The 19,196-nt window shown below is 36.3% G+C and carries 16 protein-coding genes; 10 read left to right on the top strand and 6 right to left on the bottom strand.

What is annotated here, in order from left to right:
* Positions 1-20: 20 nt before the first annotated feature.
* The 9 genes from ACM40_RS19560 to ACM40_RS19520 all read left to right on the top strand — a co-directional run bounded on the left by ACM40_RS19560 (position 21) and on the right by ACM40_RS19520 (position 9,578).
* A complete protein-coding gene (locus tag ACM40_RS19560) occupies positions 21-1,208 on the top strand; it encodes an oligosaccharide flippase family protein (protein WP_262483729.1) in 1,188 nt (395 codons plus the stop codon).
* A complete protein-coding gene (locus ACM40_RS19555; protein WP_048504445.1) occupies positions 1,205-2,233 on the top strand; it encodes a RimK family alpha-L-glutamate ligase in 1,029 nt (342 codons plus the stop codon). The genes ACM40_RS19560 and ACM40_RS19555 overlap by 4 nt, the downstream gene beginning before the upstream one ends.
* Positions 2,234-2,606: 373 nt before the next feature.
* Positions 2,607-3,773: a glycosyltransferase family 4 protein gene (locus ACM40_RS19550; RefSeq protein WP_048504444.1), complete on the top strand. Its 1,167-nt coding sequence runs from the start codon at positions 2,607-2,609 to the stop codon at positions 3,771-3,773.
* Positions 3,770-4,681 carry a glycosyltransferase family 2 protein gene (locus ACM40_RS19545; protein WP_048504443.1) on the top strand — a complete coding sequence of 304 codons (912 nt, stop codon included), beginning with the start codon at positions 3,770-3,772 and terminating at the stop codon, positions 4,679-4,681. The genes ACM40_RS19550 and ACM40_RS19545 overlap by 4 nt, the downstream gene beginning before the upstream one ends.
* 1 nt (position 4,682) lies before the next feature.
* On the top strand, positions 4,683-6,008 hold the full coding sequence (locus ACM40_RS19540) for a polysaccharide pyruvyl transferase family protein (protein ID WP_048504442.1): 1,326 nt from the start codon (positions 4,683-4,685) through the stop codon (positions 6,006-6,008).
* A 2-nt stretch (positions 6,009-6,010) separates the two neighbouring features.
* Positions 6,011-7,180 (top strand): glycosyltransferase family 4 protein, encoded by a 1,170-nt coding sequence (locus tag ACM40_RS19535; protein ID WP_048504441.1) that lies wholly within the window; start codon positions 6,011-6,013, stop codon positions 7,178-7,180.
* Positions 7,173-7,778 (top strand): sugar transferase, encoded by a 606-nt coding sequence (locus ACM40_RS19530; protein WP_048504440.1) that lies wholly within the window; start codon positions 7,173-7,175, stop codon positions 7,776-7,778. The genes ACM40_RS19535 and ACM40_RS19530 overlap by 8 nt, the downstream gene beginning before the upstream one ends.
* A gap of 18 nt (positions 7,779-7,796) precedes the next feature.
* Positions 7,797-8,399, top strand: coding sequence for an acetyltransferase (locus tag ACM40_RS19525; protein WP_048504439.1), 603 nt, complete (start codon positions 7,797-7,799; stop codon positions 8,397-8,399).
* A gap of 18 nt (positions 8,400-8,417) precedes the next feature.
* A complete protein-coding gene (locus ACM40_RS19520) occupies positions 8,418-9,578 on the top strand; it encodes an aminotransferase class I/II-fold pyridoxal phosphate-dependent enzyme (RefSeq protein WP_048504438.1) in 1,161 nt (386 codons plus the stop codon).
* 208 nt (positions 9,579-9,786) lie between these two features.
* Here the strand turns inward: ACM40_RS19520 and ACM40_RS19515 are convergent, their stop codons facing one another.
* Entirely contained in the window at positions 9,787-10,200 is a 414-nt protein-coding gene (locus tag ACM40_RS19515; protein WP_048504437.1) for a VOC family protein, read from the bottom strand.
* 362 nt (positions 10,201-10,562) lie between these two features.
* On the opposite strand from ACM40_RS19515, the gene ACM40_RS19510 reads away from it, so the two are divergent.
* A complete protein-coding gene (locus tag ACM40_RS19510; RefSeq protein WP_048504436.1) occupies positions 10,563-11,192 on the top strand; it encodes a TetR/AcrR family transcriptional regulator in 630 nt (209 codons plus the stop codon).
* A 51-nt stretch (positions 11,193-11,243) separates the two neighbouring features.
* Here the strand turns inward: ACM40_RS19510 and ACM40_RS19505 are convergent, their stop codons facing one another.
* The 5 genes from ACM40_RS19505 to ACM40_RS19485 all read right to left on the bottom strand — a co-directional run bounded on the left by ACM40_RS19505 (position 11,244) and on the right by ACM40_RS19485 (position 19,167).
* Positions 11,244-13,454, bottom strand: a complete 2,211-nt coding sequence (locus tag ACM40_RS19505) for a peptidase domain-containing ABC transporter (RefSeq protein ID WP_048504435.1) — start codon at positions 13,452-13,454, stop codon at positions 11,244-11,246.
* 46 nt (positions 13,455-13,500) lie between these two features.
* Complete coding sequence (locus tag ACM40_RS19500) at positions 13,501-14,772, bottom strand: hypothetical protein (protein WP_048504434.1); 1,272 nt, start codon at positions 14,770-14,772, stop codon at positions 13,501-13,503.
* A gap of 83 nt (positions 14,773-14,855) precedes the next feature.
* Complete coding sequence (locus ACM40_RS20695; RefSeq protein WP_155859094.1) at positions 14,856-15,008, bottom strand: hypothetical protein; 153 nt, start codon at positions 15,006-15,008, stop codon at positions 14,856-14,858.
* Between the two features lie 83 nt (positions 15,009-15,091).
* The gene (locus tag ACM40_RS19495) at positions 15,092-17,470 is read right to left on the bottom strand and encodes a TonB-dependent receptor domain-containing protein (RefSeq protein WP_048504433.1); all 2,379 of its coding nucleotides are present in this window, start codon (positions 17,468-17,470) and stop codon (positions 15,092-15,094) included.
* A gap of 488 nt (positions 17,471-17,958) precedes the next feature.
* On the bottom strand, positions 17,959-19,167 hold the full coding sequence (locus tag ACM40_RS19485) for an MFS transporter (protein ID WP_048504431.1): 1,209 nt from the start codon (positions 19,165-19,167) through the stop codon (positions 17,959-17,961).
* Positions 19,168-19,196: the final 29 nt, after the last annotated feature.

Here is a 19,196-nt window from a genome sequence, read left to right as displayed (position 1 = left end):
CTAAAGACAAAAAGGCGCTGTTGGAAAACTTCGTTTCGTTATCTGCATTGCAGTTAATAGGAATGTTGCTGCCATTGGTTACCCTGCCTTATATTTTAAGGGTAATAGGATTTGAAAAATACGGAGTTATTGTTTTTTCAGCATCCCTTATTGCTTATTTTACGGCTTTAACGGATTTCAGTTTCAGGATCACGGCTACCCGCGATGTGGCTATTTACCGGGACAGTCCGAAAAAGCTCAATATTATTTACAGTAAAGTTTTAACGATTAAAACTCTTTTCCTGCTGCTTTCGTGGCTTATTATTGCCATTGCAGTCTTTCTGTATCCACCTTTTTACGAAAATAAAGAAATTTATTTTTATACAAGCCTTCTTTTGTTAGGTTATGTATTGTTCCCGGAATGGTTCTTCCAGGGTATTGAAAAAATGCGTTATATCACCTATCTGAATCTGGGGATTAAGCTGTTTTTTACCCTGTGTGTTTTCATTTTTATTAAAAAAGAAAGCGACTTCTGGATCTATCCTCTGCTGCAAAGCGCAGGTTATGTAGGAGCTGGATTAGTGGGGCAATATGTGCTGGTAAAGAAATATAAGCTGAAATTCATTTTCCTGCCTTATAAACTGATTATAAAAACAATAAAAACGAACTCGCCGATTTTCATCAACCAGTTTGTGCCTAATCTGTATAATAATACGAGTACTTTCCTGCTGGGAATTTTAGGAACGCCGAAGCTGGTAGGAATCTATCAGGCTATTTTAACGGTAGTGAATCTTATCGTTACCCTGATTGAAATCCTTTCCCGTGTGTTCTTCCCTTTCTTAAACCGCAAAAAAGATGCTTTCCAGTGGTATAAAAATATGATGCTGATCACTATAAGCATCATGATCATCGGAGTGCTGGTTTTTAATAAATTAATCTTCTGGTATCTGAATGTGAACTACGAAAATGCATTTTGGATACTGTTGATACTGGCTATAGGATTGTTCGGTTATACCCTCTATAATATTTTCGGGCTCAATTATTTTATTGTTCACCGCCAGGATAAATTAGTCATGACGAATACCTTGTTTGCCTCTGTTTTAGGTTTTATTTTGGCCTATCCCCTGATTCATTTTTACTCTGTCTTGGGAGCTGCTATTAATTTGTCATTAGCCAGATGTGTAATGGGTGGAGGATTATTTTATAAATTTTTTAGAAAGAAGAAATGAAGATAGCAATACATCACCGTAAAGGAAGTTTTTCCGATCGCTGGATCGGGTATCTGGAAGAGAAAAATATCCCTTATGTCCTAATAAATGCCTTTGATAATGATATCATTGCGCAGGTTAAAGAACATAAGGTAACCCACTTTATGTGGCATTTCAACCAGAATTATTATGAAGATATGCTGCATGCAAGAACTCTGTTCAGATCCATTAGTCAAATCGGTGTAAAGACTTTCCCAAGTGAGGATGCCTATTGGCATTTTGATGATAAAGTGGCTCAGAAGTACCTTCTTGAGGCTCTCGGGGTGCCATTGGTAAAGGCAGATGTTTTTTACCATAAGAAAGAAGCGGAAGATTATGTAGAAAAGACATCCTTTCCGAAAGTCTTCAAATTAAAAGGTGGGGCAGGATCTATTAATGTAAAGCTTGTTAAAACGAAAAGCCAGGCAAGGAAAATTGTAAATCAGGCATTTGGCCGCGGGTTCGCTGCATTTGATTCCTGGACCGTTTTTACCGATACAATCGAAAGATTCTGGAGACAGAAGACAACACATAATTTCCTTAGGGTCCTGAAATGGGGTTTTAAAGGGATTTTTGTAGACAAACAATACAAGGTTTTTCCAAAACAGAGAAATTATGTCTATTTCCAGGAGTTTATCCCGGGACTGACTTATGATATAAGACTTATTGTAATTGGGGATAAGTGCTATTATCTGAAAAGAAATACCAGGGATAATGATTTCAGGGCTTCCGGCAGTGGTATGCTGGAATTTGCACCGGGGAAATTTAATCTTGAAGCAGTGGATATTGCTTTCAAAACTGCCCGGCAGCTGAAAATGATATGCGTTGCGTACGATTTTATATTTGATTCTGAAGACCGGCCATTAATGGTAGAAATCAGTTATGGGTTTCAGCCGTATGTTTATGACAGATGTCAGGGATTCTTCGATACAGCCCTCAATTGGAACGAATCTCACGTAAATCTGGAATATGAAATTGTTCGGAATTTTTTAAATGAGTTCACATAAATTTAATATTTGAGTGTAAATTTTCATTTTTTGCTTAAGTTATTGAAAATAATCTTTGATTCAAATATTTGTGACATATTATTTTTTTGTATATTTGTTTTATGTAGGAGAAAATTCATTCATAATGTGATTATTATAATAAATTAATTAAATAATTGCATTATTTTAAAGATAATTTTTTGTTGCATCGCTATTAATATCTGCACACACAGATCTGAAGAAAAATCATTTTAATTATTGAAAATAATCATAACATTTTCAGGCTTTTTGCTCTGGAGATATGATGGTTGTTGATTCATGTGAAACTTAGCTTTAAAAAAAACTTATAACTCAATTTTTATCAATTATATAACAATAATGAAAGTGATATAAAATGAATATAATTTTCCTTGAAGCCGTTCAAATTCATGGTGGTGCTCGTAAAAGTACCATAGAATTGGCGAAACGACTAAATGAAGAGGGGCATAATTCGGTTATCGTAGATTTCTGGGGCAGTTGCAGCGAGTTTGTAGAAGATGTACAGGCCAATAAAATCCCAATACAGATTTTAAAGAAAAATGATAACCCTATTGCGATTTTTAGTACCAAAAATCCCTTTAAAATAGGGATGAATATTATTTCTTTTTTATTGGATTGGGTGAAGCTGAAAAAAGAATTTAAAAAATTTCAGAACACCTTTAAACCGGATGTGGTTATTATCAACAATATAAAAACCAATTCGATTTTAAAGAAGGGGAAAGACTATAAGATCGCTTATTTTGCAAGGGGCTGGTTCGCTTATAATTCGATAGGCTTTTTCAAAAAGCTAATGTTCAAGTATAATTCCGATTATTTTATCGGGGTATCCCAATCCACAAGACAGGCAATTTATACAGGAGGTTTAGCTCCTTTAGAAAAAATATTTGTTGTACCCAATGCGATTGATTTAACGAAAGTTGAACAATACAAAAAAGAAAGAGGAGCGCATAAAGAAGGCGATCCTGTGGTGATTTTACATTGTGGTGGTTTTTTACCGGCAAAAGGGCAGGATCTGTCAATTTCTTTAGCCAGAAGATTAAAGGATAATAACATTAATTTTAAAATCATCCTGATGGGAGCTGTATACGATACCCCTGTTTCAGAGAATTTTTTAAATAAGATCCGTACAGAGATTAGCCAGTATAAACTTGATAATCATGTAGAAATTCTGCTTAATCAAAAAGATCCATACAGCATTTTTAAAAGCAGTGACATTCTCATTCATCCATCCGATACTGAAGGGTTACCCCGTGTAATCATGGAAGCTTTGGCATTTGAAATACCTGTTATTGCCAATCCGGTGGGCGGAGTAACAGATTATATACTGCACAATTTTACAGGCTATATCGCTACCCATAATAATGTAGATGATTATTATGAGTATATCTGTAAACTGTATGATGACAGAGGCCTGTATAATTTTATTGCCGGTAATGGGAAAGCATTGATCGTCAATAATTATGATAAGAAAAACCAGGTAGAAGAGTTTGATAAAATCTTTAAAAAATTGGGTACATCATGAAGTCTATCACCATTTTTACACCAACTTTTAACAGAGAAAAGACTTTAGCAAGACTTTATAACTCTTTGTGCAATCAAAGTAATTCTGATTTCAAATGGATCATTGTGGATGACGGCTCCGGTGATCGTACTTCCGGACAGGTTCAGCAATGGATAGAAGAAGACAAAATAGAGATACAATACTACTATCAGAAGAATAAAGGAAAGCTGGCAGCTCAGATTTTAGCATTAAACTATATTGATACTGAACTGTTTACATGCATCGATTCAGATGATTATATGCCGGATGATGCCGTTGAAAAAATACTGAGATTTTGGAAGGCCAATAAAAAAGACAATTCTGCCGGAATTATCGGTCTGGATGCTTATGAAGACGGATCTGTAGCTGGCGAGCAATTACCTGATGTAAAAGAATCCACCTATTCGGAATTGGTAGACCTCTACAAAATCAAAGGTGACAAAAAATATATTTTTGATACGGAAGTATACAAAAAGTACCTCCCGTATCCCTATTTTGAAAACGAAATCTTTCATGAGGTCAGCTGGATCTTTACCCTGATTGACCAGAATCATAAATTTCTTCTTTCGAACGAAATATATTGTATCATAGAATACCAGCAGGACGGATTGTCCAACGGATTGTATAAAAGATACAAAGACAGCCCCAACTCATTTATTGAATACAGAAAAATAAAAATGAAGTATGGGATTAATAAAAAAGTAGTACTGAAGAACTCAATACACTATATATCCTCTTGTCTTTTTGCCAAAAAATGGAATTTTTTCAAAGGCTCACCCAATAAGTTCTATACGTTCATAGCCGTTCCTTTTGGCATATTGCTGAACGTATACATCAGCCGCAAGGTAAAGCAAAATACACACAGGATTAAACAAGGAAAATTGATATAGAATGAATAATGCTATAATAGTACCGGGAGTAACGGATTTGAATAAAGGAGATCAGGCATTGGTCTGGGAAAGCTGGAGGCTGGCAAAGGATACCGGACTTTATGATGAAGTATATATACTGGATGCAGGCGAAAATGAAGAAGAAAGAGCATTATTGTGCAAACAGTCCGAAGATCATGGTTTTAAGTTATTAGCCAATATTTTAAAGCATCCCAGAAGAGGGCAGCACAAGGCCGACCAGCATATAAAAGAATCCAAACTTGAGCTTTTAAAGCAGATTAGAAATGCAGGAATGGATTTTAAAAATACCAGGTATCTTATTAAAATATGCAATGACCTGGAAAAAGTAAAGAAAAACTTTGATGATAAGACTTACCAGACGGTTAAACAGTTTCACGAAGCAAAAACCATTTTTGTAAAAGGAGGAGGGTTTATTCATGCTTACGGCGAAAAAACAGCACCTTACCTAATGTGGTATTTCTTGTTTTATGTAAGGCTTGCCAAAGCATTAGGCAAAAAAGTTGTTTTCCTGCCCAATTCATATGGGCCTTTTATTGGGCTGACGGTTAAACAACAGGTACGCACAGTATTCAACCAGCTGGATTTGGTTTATGCACGTGAAAATGTTTCTTCAAAAAGTTTAGGCGCATTACTGGGTAAAAATATCCCAGTAGAAATGGACCTTGGATTTTTCCTGGAAAAAGGAAGCCAGGAAGAAGCACTGAAAATATTGCAGAAATATAATCTGAAAAAAGAAGACAAAATCGTCGGAGTTACCATCCGTCCATGGCGCTTCCCGGGACTTTCGAATCCGGAAGCACTGTATAAAAAATATATAGATTCAGTGGTAGCCCTTACAAAGCATTTGCTAGATAAAGGATATAAAGTTGCGCTGTGTAACCAATCATTAGGACCTAATTCCCATGAAGATGACCGTAATGCCATAAGAGATTTACTTGAGAAGATTCAGGATCCTGATATCATCTGGATCAATGAGAACTTATCCTGCGATGTACTGAAAGCGGTGTATTCCAATTTCTACTTTTTCGTGGGAACCCGTTTTCATTCCATTATATTTTCACTGACTTCTCTGGTTCCTTCCATTGCCATAGGGTATGGAGGTAATAAAGCGCTGGGAATCATGGGAGATTTTAATCTTGACGATTATGTGGTTCAGATTCAGGATGTGCAGCCTGATTTGCTGATCAATATGTTTGATAAGGCCATTTCAGAATACGATCATATAAAATCGAAGCTGGACCAGTCGATGAGCCTGGTTACAGAAAGCAGAAACAGATTGTTAAAAGACATTCAATCCTTATACTGATTATGAAACTAATTCGGACATCAACCATACCATTGTCTTTAAATGTTCTGTTAAAAGGACAGTTAAGGTTCCTCAATGAGTTCTATGAAGTTGTGGGAATAACTTCTGAAGGGCAGTTGCTTGAAGAGCTGAGGCAGAGAGAAGGTATAAAAACGATTGAAGTCAATATGGAAAGAGGAATCAGTCCCTGGAAAGACCTTGTTTCTCTATGCCGATTGTATAAAATTTTAAAAGTTGAAAAACCGGTCATTGTGCATTCCATCACCCCAAAAGCCGGACTTTTGACCATGCTGGCAGGTAAAATTGCAGGTGTGCCCATCCGTATCCACACTTTTACGGGGCTTATTTTTCCGACAAGGAAAGGTGCTGTGCAGAAGCTTCTTATCAGCATGGATCAGTTGTTATGCTGGGCGGCTACCCATATTTATCCTGAAGGAGAAGGGGTTAAAAAGGATTTGATCAACTACAGGATCACCACAAAACCCTTAAAAGTAATTGGGAACGGAAATGTGAATGGAATCGACCTGAATTATTTCTCACCTGAACAAATTACTGAAGAGCAGAAAGAGAATTTAAAAAAAGAACTGAACATACAGGATACAGATTTTGTTTTTGTGTTTGTAGGCCGTCTGGTAGGAGATAAAGGAATTAATGAATTAGTGGATGCGTTCTCCCTTTTGAAGAAGACAGAAAGCCCGCAGCGCCGCTCCAGATTATTACTGGTAGGCCCTTTGGAACAGGAAATGGATCCGCTGCATCCGGATACCCTGAAAGAAATAGAAAATAATCCCGATATCCTTTCTGTAGGTTTTCAGAAGGATGTCCGTCCTTATTTCGCGGTTTCCCATGCGCTGACTTTTCCAAGTTATCGGGAAGGTTTCCCTAATGTAGTGATACAGGCCGGGGCGATGGGCCTGCCAAGTATTGTCTCAGATATCAACGGATGCAACGAAATTATTATAGAAAATCAAAACGGAGTAATTGTTCCGGTAAAAGATAGTGAAAAGCTTGGAGAAGCTATGGCCAGAATGATGTCGGATCAGAATTATTATGATCAATTGAAAATCAATGCAAGATCTATGATTCAGTCCCGGTATGAGCAGTCATTGGTTTGGGAAGCTTTGTTAGGAGAATACAATAAACTGGTTAAAGAAAGAGAATATCGTGTATAAATTGTTTTTTAAAAGAATGATAGATTTTCTGATCGCTTTAATAGGACTGATCTTATTATCGCCTGTTTTTATTGTGGTTACCATCCTGCTGTATTTTGCCAACCAGGGGAAACCATTCTTTTTTCAGGCCAGACCGGGACTTAATGAAAAGATATTTCATATCATCAAATTTAAGACGATGAATGACAGGAAGGATAAAAAGGGCAATCTTCTGCCCGACTCGGAACGCTTGACCCCTGTTGGAAGTTTTATCCGTCAGACTTCCCTGGATGAGCTTCCACAACTGATCAATGTATTGAAAGGAGACATGGCACTTATAGGTCCGAGACCCCTGCTGCCACAATATCTCCCTTTATATAATGAATCTCAAAAACGCAGACATAATATACGGCCGGGAATTACAGGCTGGGCACAGGTGAATGGAAGAAATGCTATTTCGTGGACTAAAAAATTTGAATTAGACATATGGTATATAGATCATTTGTCATTTAAAACAGACTGCAGGGTAGTCCTTCTTACTTTAAAAAAAGTAATAAAAAAAGAAGGAATCAACCAGGCAGGGCAGGCAACTGCAGAAATTTTTAATGGGAGTAATTAATTTAAATGTAGTTAGAATATGTATTTATACGGAGCAAGTGGTCATGGCAAAGTTGTAGCCGAAGTAGCTGAAGAAACCGGTTACAAAATTGAAGCTTATATCGATGAAAATCCTTTGAAGGAGAGGGTGTTAAGCTATCCTGTTCTTCATGAGGTTCCCCAGCATGAAATAGATATCCTTATTTCTATAGGAAATAATAAAACGCGCAAAAGAATAGTAAACCAAGGAGAGCTGTTTAATTATGTTACCCTTATCCACCCCAGGACGGTTATATCCAAAAGGGTAAAAATCGGGGAGGGTACTGTTGCAATGCCTGGCGTTACTGTAAATGCGGCTGTAAAAATAGGAAAGCACTGTATTATCAATACCAATGCTTCCATTGATCACGACTGCATTCTGGAAGATTTTGTCCATATTTCTCCCAATGTGGCACTGGCTGGAAATGTATATGTAGGCGAAGGAACCCATATTGGTATTGGGGCCAGCGTAATACAGGGAATAGAAATTGGAAAGTGGTGCACCATTGGTGCAGGAGCTGTTATTATTAGCGATGTCCCGGATGGCTCTACCGTAGTAGGCAATCCCGGTAAAGTAATAAAGAGTAGAAGTTTAAAAATATAGAATAGTAAAAGTAGAAATATGAAATCAAAAGTATGGCTGTCATCTCCCCATTTGGGAGGAAGCGAATTAAAGTACATCAAAGAGGCATTTGACTCTAACTGGGTAGCACCTTTAGGGCCGAATGTTGATGGTTTTGAACGAGATCTGGAGAAATTCTTGAATGAAGATGTTAAGGTAGCTGCACTTTCTGCAGGAACCGCTGCTTTACACCTGGCATTAATTGAGTGCAATGTAGGTCCTGAAGATGAAGTTATTTGCCAGTCGATGACCTTTTCCGCCTCTGCTAATCCTATTGTCTATCTGGGAGCTGTTCCCGTATTTATCGATTCCGAAAAAGATACCTGGAACATGTGTCCGGAAGCTTTACAGGAAGCTATAGAAGACAGGATTTCAAAAGGTAAAAAACCGAAAGCGATTATTGTGGTGAACCTTTACGGGATGCCTGCAAAAATGGATGAAATTTTATCAATTGCTGCAAAATATGATATTCCTTTAATTGAGGATGCTGCCGAATCGTTGGGTTCCACCTATAAAGGAAAGGCTTGTGGTACTTTTGGGCGTTTTGGTATTTTATCATTTAACGGGAACAAAATTATTACAACTTCAGGAGGAGGCGCATTGGTGTGTCATTCCCAGGAAGATAAAGACAAGGCTGTATTTCTCTCTACACAGGCCAGAGATAAAGCCCCGCATTATCAGCACTCTCAGATAGGGTATAATTACAGGATGAGTAACATCAGTGCAGGAATCGGGCGCGGGCAGATGGAAGTTTTGGAAGAAAGAGTGGAAGGCCGCAGAAGCGTACACAGCTTTTACGCTGAACTTTGTGAAAATTTAGAAGGAGTAGAATTATTTTCAGAACCCAGCTCTGATTTTTATAGCAATCACTGGCTGTCTGTTATTACAATAGACGAAACAAAGACATCCAAAAATTATGAAGACCTGCGTCTGGCATTTCTGAAAGATGATATAGAATCCCGGCCTATCTGGAAGCCGATGCACCTGCAGCCGATATTCAAAGATGCGCCGTATTACGGAGGAAAAGTAGCTGAGGAGCTGTTCGGAAACAGTTTGTGTCTGCCTTCAGGATCCAATCTTTCTGATGAGGAAAAAGAAAGAATTGCAAAGGTAATGATCGATGTTTTTTCCAGTAAGAAAGAATATTCGGTTTCGAGATAACCTGGTCCGGTGTCTGGGTATTGCTATTTTGATCATTAATGAATACCAAATCATTTATATAAAAATATATTTTTCTATTAAGTTAATACCTTCAGCTGACCAGATCAATAAAAGTGGCCATTTGCTAAATGGTCACTTTTGTTTTAAGAATATAAATTCAAATTATTGAACGGGATTAAGGTATATTCTCGCTTTATTTTAGCAATATTCACTCATTTCCAGCCGTAAATTTTTCTATTGATTCTTTTGTGGCCGGAGTAAAGAAGTTCACCAGATTGCCATCAGGATCTCTGAAAAGCAATGATTTATTGCCCCAGGGCATTACGGTCGGTTCTTGAACAATTTTAGATGACAGGAAATCCTTTAACCTTTCAAATTCCTTATCTACATCATTTACTAGAAATTCTATTATTGCAGTGCGGTTTTCTGCAGGTTGGGCCACACTTTCTCCGCCAAAAAACTGCAGGGTTTTAGTACTTCCGATAGCAAGAGTAGTATTTTGGGTTTTCAGTTCAGCAAAATCCGGGGTGTACCGTATTGCTGAAATTTCTGTTATCTGTTCATAAAATTCTACTAAACTTTCGGTGCTGGAAGTAATGATACGTATTGATACCAAATTCATTTCTTTAAAATTTTAAATTACTCTGTAAAATTAAAGTGAAGTTGTGACAAGAGGGTGTCAGTAGATTTTGAAGTTTAACTTAAATAAAGAGGATTGGGTATTTGTTTTAAAAAAACAAAAAACAGCACCATTTAATGATGCTGTTTACATTTAGTGTTCTTACCTTTACTTGGTATTTGAAATGGTATATGATAATCACTTTTCCTTTTTAAATACCTCATCATTAGTTGTTTTCAAAACATAAATAGTTTTTAAAAATATATATAGAATGGTTTAGTTTGTGCAAATATACAAAACAAGACACTATGAAGTGTCTAAAATAATTAAAAATTTCTTAAACTTGTATAATCGAATCTGTAATAATGGAAAGAAAATCAGCAGCAGGCAGTATCCGCAACAAGGAGCGCAGTAAAAAAAAGTTTTTGGATGCCGTTGGAAAAATTCTGAAATCGAAAGGATATGCAGCATTGAAAGTAAATGATATTGCAGCCGTTGCAGGAGTAGATAAAAAAATGATTTACACCTACTTTGGCGGAATGGATGGACTGATGGATGAATACATCAGGTCACAAGACTATTGGAGTAATGTAACTACCGATCAGATAATGCCGGATATCGGAGATGGCGGAAAGTTTTTTATGGAAAAAATGTTACTTCAGCAATTTGACTATGTACATACTAATAAAGAATTTCAGAAGCTGTTGCTCTGGCGTTTATCTGAATCCAGGAAATCTTTAACGAAACTGACTAATATGCAGGAGGAAAGCGGAGAAAGTCTTTTGAAGCTGATTATTGACCCTTATTTTGGTGAACGCTCCTGGGATTTTCGCGCAATAGCGGCGATTATGGTTTCAGGACTTTATTATCTTAATATGTATGCTTCAGTAAATGGCAGTATTTTCTGCGGTATCGATCTGAATACACCCGAAGGACGCGAAAAAATAAAAAAAGCAGTATCGTTTTTAGTCGATCAGACCTATGAAAATCTGTAAAAATATTTTTATCAATATAATGTAACGCGGAAAGCAAGATGGTATACGATTTTATGCTCCCAGTTCCAGTTGGTTTTTAACCAAGCTGAAATATTCTCCTTTCTTTTCCACCAAATAGTTATGGTGTCCCAGCTCGGAAACCTGCCCGTCTTTTAAAACAATAATCTGATCCGCATTTTTTACCGTTGACAGACGGTGGGCAATAATAACCACTGTTTTATCCTTGAAAAAAGATTGAAGATTATTGTGTATGATTTTTTCATTATCCGCATCCAGTGCGCTCGTTGCCTCATCAAAAAAAATGTAATGAGGATTTTTATACACCGCTCTTGCAATTAAAATTCGCTGCTTTTGCCCACCCGATATCCCGTTTCCTGAAGCTCCGATTTTGGTTTCATATTCCAGCGGATTACTTTGAATAAAAGATTCAATATTCGCAATCCGGGCTGAATTATGAAGCTTTTGCGTATCAATATGTTCATCACCCGTTGCAATATTCCTTTTTATAGTATCTGAAAAAATATAGCCGTCCTGCATCACGACTCCGCAGTTTTCCCGGATACTTTTGGGAGATAACGAAAGTATATTATCATCGTTATATAAGATTTCGCCGGCTGTGGGGTCATAAAATCTTAAAAGCAGTTTCATAAGCGTTGTCTTTCCACTGCCGCTGGATCCTACGATAGCTGTAATTTTTCCTTCAGGGATAAAAATATCGATGTCTTTTAATACGAAAGGAGATTTTGGACCTTCGTACTGGAATGAAATATTATTCAGTCGGATTCCCTTTTTTGCTTCAGTTCCGTTATAGTTTGATATATTTAAATCCAATGGTTTTAAATTGGCTTGTTCCTCATTGGGATGATCCTGAACTTCATTCAGACGCGATAAGCTTAATTTGGCTTCCTGTAAAGACCGGAAGAAGGCTATCAGCTGAGCGACCGGTGAGTTCATCTGCCCTATAATGTAAGAAACGCTCAAAAGTCCACCTAATGTCATTTTTCCGCTTACAACAAATGATGCGGCAAGAAAAGTGACCAGAATATTTTTTAACTGATTCAGAAAGTCGAACCCTGCTACCTGTATCTGATCATTTTTAAGGATCCGCATATTGATGTCATATAATTTGTGCTGAATTTCTTCCCACTGGCGGAGTTTTAATGTTTCATACTGATTTATCTTAAGCTCGGTAACCCCGTTTAATATTTCAAAATTAGACTGCTGGTTCTGGCTTTGCTGCTGAAAACGGAAATAATCAAGAGATTTACGCTTTTTCATCCAGATTAAAGACCATATTACAGATAAAAAAGTAAGGGTTACATAGACAACAAGAATCCGGAAATCATAAAACCAGAGCACTCCGAAGAATACAGAGAAGACAAGGATTGAAAAGAGGGTAGTGATACCTTGTGACGTTAAAAACTGCTCAATCCGCTCGTGATCCTGAATCCGCTGATTGAAGTCTCCCATCATTCTTGTATCAAAAAATTTGACCGGAAGCAACAGTAGTTTTTTGAAAAAGTCTGAGATAATCTGGATATTAATTTGAGTTCCCACTGCTAAAAGAATCCAGTTTCTAAGGATACTGAGGACTATATTTCCAAGGAAAAAAGCAAGCTGGCCAAGTAAAATATAGGTAATGATCTCGAGATTTTTTGGCTCCACCCCGTCATCAATTAGTTTTTGCGTTAAAATCGGAAATATCAGTGTTATGAGTGTACCTACGAGCAGTAAAAGAAATAATAATACTATTTTACTCCGGTGAGGTACGAGGTATTTATATAAAAATGATATGGATAATTCTTTTTCATCATGACCTTTTGCAGAAAAAAAACGATCGGTAGGGAATAGATACATAGCAATACCCTCCTTATTATCTGTTGATATCCAGGATTTTTTGAACCTGTCCTCAGATAATGAAAGCAATCCATGGGAAGGATCGGCAATTTTATATATTTTCTTTCCCGTAAACAGAGATTTTCTGATAGCGTAAAGTACTACAAAATGATTTTGATTCCAGTGAATAATACTGGGGCAACTCTGATGCTGATTCAGCTCATCCAATGAAATGGAGTAAGATGAGGATTCAATACCGATAGATTTTGCAGCTTCACTTATACCTGATAAAGAGACCCCTTCGCGGGAAATGAAAGAATGATCCCGTAAATAGTTTAAAGAATAAGATTTACCATAATGTCTTGCTATCATGGCAAGACATGCTGGTCCACAATCCATCTGATCTTTTTGTGGAATAAAATGCATAGTTAATGTCGGGTATTAAAATCTCTTCACAGTATAAAAATGCTGCTTAATGTATTACATCGAATCCTCTTTTATCGTAAATCATGGATAAGAAATAGAGTCCTGCTTCTTCAGGCCACTCGGAATTTATATTGGCAAGCAAATCCTCGGTATTTATGTGTTGAAACGAATTTATTTTATCAATGATTTCGGGAAGGAAATTGCTTTTTCTGATTTCCATTTTGTACCCCCTTACAAAAAATACAAATGAATCTTCGTTTGAATTATCGTAAATAATTTTAAATGGCTGAGGAGCTTTGATTGTTTTCGATTTTAGGTGATCGTAATCATCAATTTCATATTGATCAAGTTGCTTACGTGTTTGCGGAGTATTTTCCCATCCATGGTTGCTGATAAGGCTGTATTTATAATCTGAGTGGATACGCTGAAAAAAATCTTTTACAGACATGCTCATGATCTCATCAGACTTAAAAAGTCCCATCACATCATCAAATGTGGTTGGGTTTTCGGCATACTCTTTCTGCGGATTAATTACTTCTTCATTATTATCATCAATATATTGAGTATAGAAAGTATTCATCACATTGTCAAAATAAGTGGCTTTGGTTGGATTGTTGAACCAGAAAGTAATACCAATCGAGTATTCATCATTCTTACCGATATGGAACTGATCCCATGGCATATAATATAAATCTCCGGTCCCAAAAGTATATACCTCTGCTTCTTCTAAAAGCGGGGTTATATCGTGGTTATTTTGCTTTCCTCCTGTAAGCTCTTTATACTTATTTTCTTCCCAGGTATACATGGTTTTTTCACCTGGTCCCAGATGAAAATGAATAACATTGGCTCCTTTGTGATCCTGGTGTATGCCAAGGGGAGTCCATCCGTAATCTCCAATAAATACTGTAGCATGCATTCCGGCAGCTGGTAAACCGATGGCATCAATCAGCGGTTTGGTAAACATCATTAATTTTTCAGCAATATATGGGGAATATCTTTCCGCTGCATTAAATATGATACCGAATTTCTGACCAAAGGATCTTTTAAAATACTCCTGTAGTGTTTCACCAGGCTGAGGATGATCCGTAAACATCTTGTCCTTATACTTATTGTTTACTTTGGCAGCGTTTTCCTCGGGGAAATATAAACGAAACCCTCCCTTTTCTCCGGATTTCAGCTTTTCAAGCAACGCTTCGTTTATTGCATTAGTCAGATCTTCAACCTCTTCTGCAGAAAGAACATTATTAATAACACATGTTTTCCTAAAATTTTGATTGGTCTGGGTAAAATTTTCCCACCATTGTTTATCCAGGTTCATAGTTTTATTTTGTTTTTTGATTTGAGTATAAATATAAAAAGGCAATAGAATATAAGATTCTATTGCCCTGAATATAAAGCTGATTAGTTAGTCTCAGTAACTGTTTCTTTAACAGTTTCTTTAACACTTACCTTTACTCCGTCAGCAGATAATCCGCCTCTGATTTTGCTTTCGTCTAGTGGTGACAAAGTTTTTGCATTTAGAAAACTCTTTGCGTTGAATGATTTGTTTTTCATTGTTATAAAATTTAAAATTAAAATTATGAGCTGTAGTTTATAGACATGGAGCTCTTATGGGTCTTTTCTTGCAAGAAATATCTTTATCTGACCCGATTAAATTCTTCAGTATTTTTTTCTTTTCTCATCTTATTACTGAAAGATTTTCCAAAATTGTAAGACATTGAAAGCCTTACAAATCTGTCATCGTAATAATTGGTAATTGAATTTTTAATCGAGTTGGTATATGTTGTATATGTAGGACGGTTGGAGCTGAGTATATCGTTTAAATGCAGAGACAAAACAAGCTTTTTGTTTAGCAAGAGCATTTTAAGTGAAATATCAAGTTGATTATAAGCTGTATTTTTATCAAGGCCCAGTGTTCCTGCTGTGACATATAAAAAATTAATGTTTGCAAAAAAAGTTTTGTTTCTATTAAAAATAATATCTGTGTTGAAAGTAAATTCACCATTCCAGCCTTTTAGTGATGGGAGTAATGCTTCAACCTCAGACTTTGCATAACTGTAATAAACATCAACAATTAAATTAGCGCTTAACCAGGAAACAGGATTTATCGAAAATGTCTGGTTGAGACCTAACGTTTTGTTCACTAAATAATTAATCGGATATATACGCTGAATATTTGTACTTGAATCTAAAAATGTAACCTGCCCGAAACCTTTATCTATATAAGTAAAATACAGATTTGTGTTATAATTATTTTTATAGCTGTATCCCAATTCGATATTATCGGTAAATGAAGGCTGTAAAAAAGGATTTCCTTCTGAGTACATATATGGTGAGGTTATCCATCGGAAAGGATTTAAAAAATTATAGGAAGGTCTTTGGATCCGTCTTCCATAATTAATGGAAAGGGAATTGTCTTTATTAGGGGTGTATACAACATACAGAGTTGGGAAAAATTTAGTGAATTTCATTTTGTTTCTTTCCTGTAATGTTGCGGAAATACCTTCGGTCTGAGTGTTTTCCATTCTCATTCCTAATTTAATTTCCCATTCATCAGCTATCTTTTTATACCCTGAAAAATATAACGACTGTGTGTTTTCTGTATAGTTGAAAAGATTACTTTGATTAGTATCAAGTTCAGTGTTATTATCGTTAACCTTGAAGTATTTAAAATCATTTTCAGTTGTGATAAAAGATGCTCTAGCGCCATAGTTTAACTTGATCCACTCCAGCGGATGCTCCATATCGATATTGATGGAATTATTGCGGATATTCTGTTCCCCTTTATTAATGGCAGAAGTTAAAGGAACCGAATTTCCCGAGAATGTTTTTATTGTATTAAACGGTCGATAAGAATCATTGACATAATTAAAAAAGTCGTAATCAAATGAAAGCTTTCGACCTACAGAATCCATCAAATAAACAGCATGATAGTTTAACTGGTTGGAAATTCTTTTTCTTTCATTTCTACCTGTTGTTATAAAAAGTGAATCTATGGTACGGCCTGCTGTATCAGTCAGCTGACTTGTATTGTTGTCAAATACGACAGGTTTGTTATTGGCATGGTTGAATACAAATCCCATAGACCATTTTTTGGAGATTTCATAATCCAGCCCCAGGTTGAATGAAGCGGAATTAGTCCGGTCCTTTCTGTTATTTGTTTCTTGCCATATCAAGTCCGGATAGTAAATTTTATTGCTTTCTACAGGACCCAGCGAACCGTATATGTATGAAACCGAGCTGCTTAATGTTATTTTGTCTTTTTTCATGTTATATGATGCAGAACCTGAACCTATAGCATATGTTGCCTGCTTATAAGTAGTACTGATATTCCCATTCCATGAATTGGATTTTGCCTTTTTCGTTTTTATATTGACGATTCCGCTGTTTCCTTCTGCATTATATTTGGAAGGCGGCAGGGTAAAGATTTCAATACTCTTTATATTTTCAGACTTTATGGTTTTTAGATAATTGATGAGATCATCACCGGTAAGCTGGATGATTCTTTCATCCACCATAACGGATAAGCCGCTTTTACCAACCATTGAGATCTGGTCATTCTGAACCTTCACTCTTGGAGCGACTCTCAGAACATCCATTACGTCACCTCCCGCAGCAGCAGTGGAATTTTCCACATTGAAGATCAAACGGTCAACTTTTCTCTCGATCAAAGCCTTTTTTCCTGTCATCCTTACTTCCTCTATCTGGTTGGTTCCGGAAGGAAAGTTTATGTCCTGTATCAGATTTTGTGTAAGGTTAATTTCTTTTTGGATATTAATTCCTAGATAACTTCCGTAAAGAGTATAATGTCCCGAAGTAAGATTACTGAACTTATAGTTGCCGATACTGTCGGATATGATTTCTGAGATTATTACTGAATCTTTTTTAAGAACTAATGAAGCATAAGCAATTGCTTTATTTTCCTCAACACTTCTTCCTCTTATAGAATAGTTTTGAGAAAATATAAATTCCGGTAAGTAGCAAAAAAATGCAAGCCAAAGAAATTTAAAGCTCATGTTATTGGTTATTAGTTTTTTATTTTAGAATTTTTATATCCCTAGCAAAGGAAATAAAAAAATATTTAGAAACAAAATTTAATATTAAATTTTTTGTAAATATCTGAAAAGCAAAATTATATATCTGATAATAAAGCCTTTGTTTTAAGGTATAATACTCTTTAATGGGAAATATTTAAAATATGTGAAAAATTATTTTGAAAAAATGGATAAATAAATAAGCTGAAATTATCCATAGAAAAATAAATCGTTCAAGTTTTTTTACCGCTCCTAAAAAATCACCGGAATATTTCTTACTTTCATGAAATAAAAAATATAACTGACTTAATGACGAAGCTAATTCATTTTGCAGCTTCTGATCATTCTGGGAAATCAAATGCCAAAAAATAATGATTATTGATGCTGTAAAGAAACTTTAATTAAAAACATCATCCTAAAAAGTAAACTGCTTACCGAAGAATAGATCTGGATAAATAAAAAAGCAGAGATTAACTCTCTGCTTGTTCTTTTTTAACAGCCTGGTGCATCACCAGGATAATTCCTAAAAGTATAACGGCAATTGCCAGATAGCGCCACGCGAGGCCTTGCTGTTCTGTAACGTTTCCGCTTACCGAAATTATAAAGCTTGTGATAGAGGTGATCACATATACCAACCCACCCATCAGGCCGCCGGCTGTTCCTGCATTTTTAGGGAAATACAGCATGCTTGTGGTAAAAAATGAAGTGAACAGGATTCCCGAACAGATATGAATAAAAAAGGCAAAAGGAACCATGATAAACAGACTCTCCGCATAAAAGCTGGTGGCAATCAGTCCCGTAATCAGGATCAGCTGTAAAATAATAGGCTGTAAGATTCTTTCCTTAAAATCAAGCTTAAGCCTTCTTTTTCCTATAAAACCGCCGATCATCCATGAAAACCCTAATATAAGGGTACAGTATCCGATAATAACCGGGGTAAAATGAAAGGTATTTTCAATGATAAAAGGACCTGTAATGTTGAAAAGCATTACAATAGAGTAGCTAAGTCCTAAAATAAAGATCCCCAGCATAAAAATCCTGTTTTTCAGCATCATCTTATAAAGACTGATGTTCTCTGAAAGATTGAGTTTCTTCCTTTCCGGCAGACTTTCTCCACTGAAAAACCATTCAAACAAAAACAGCATTCCTGCATAAAAAGCAAGAAAATAGAAATTGGCATGCCAGTTAAACAGTTTTTCAAGGTATCCTCCCAGAAAAGGGGCCAGGATGGGCCCACACGACCAGACAATCGTGAAATAACTCAGATAATGCTTTACCTTTTCAGAATCATAAAGATCTACGAAAATCGCCCTAGTGGCGACAACCAATACAGAAACTGCAGCTCCCTGGAGAATACGCAGCAGACAGATCAGCAGAATACTGTCCGTCATAGTAATCAGAATACTGCTGATGATCAGAAGGAACAGGGCAACAAGCTTTGGACGGTAGCGCCCGATACTGTCCAGAATTCCCCCTACAAATAGCTGTGAAATTCCGTAGCTTAGTAAATAAGACGTTAATGTGATCTGGATATCTTTTTCAGAGACATGCATTTCTTTTGCCATCGACGGGAAGGAAGGCAAATAAATATCTGTAACGAACCCGGAAAGAGGGATCGATACAAAAGCCATAATGGTTATTAAACTGATTCTTTTTTCAGATGCTTCTTTCAATAACATAATCATTCGTTATTTTACTATGCAAAAAT

Origin of the sequence: Chryseobacterium sp. BLS98 (genome assembly GCF_001045445.1) — a bacterium.
Lineage (GTDB): Bacteria > Bacteroidota > Bacteroidia > Flavobacteriales > Weeksellaceae > Chryseobacterium.
Note: the sequence above shows the minus strand (reverse complement) of the source record. Positions and strands in the feature narration are given on the sequence as shown.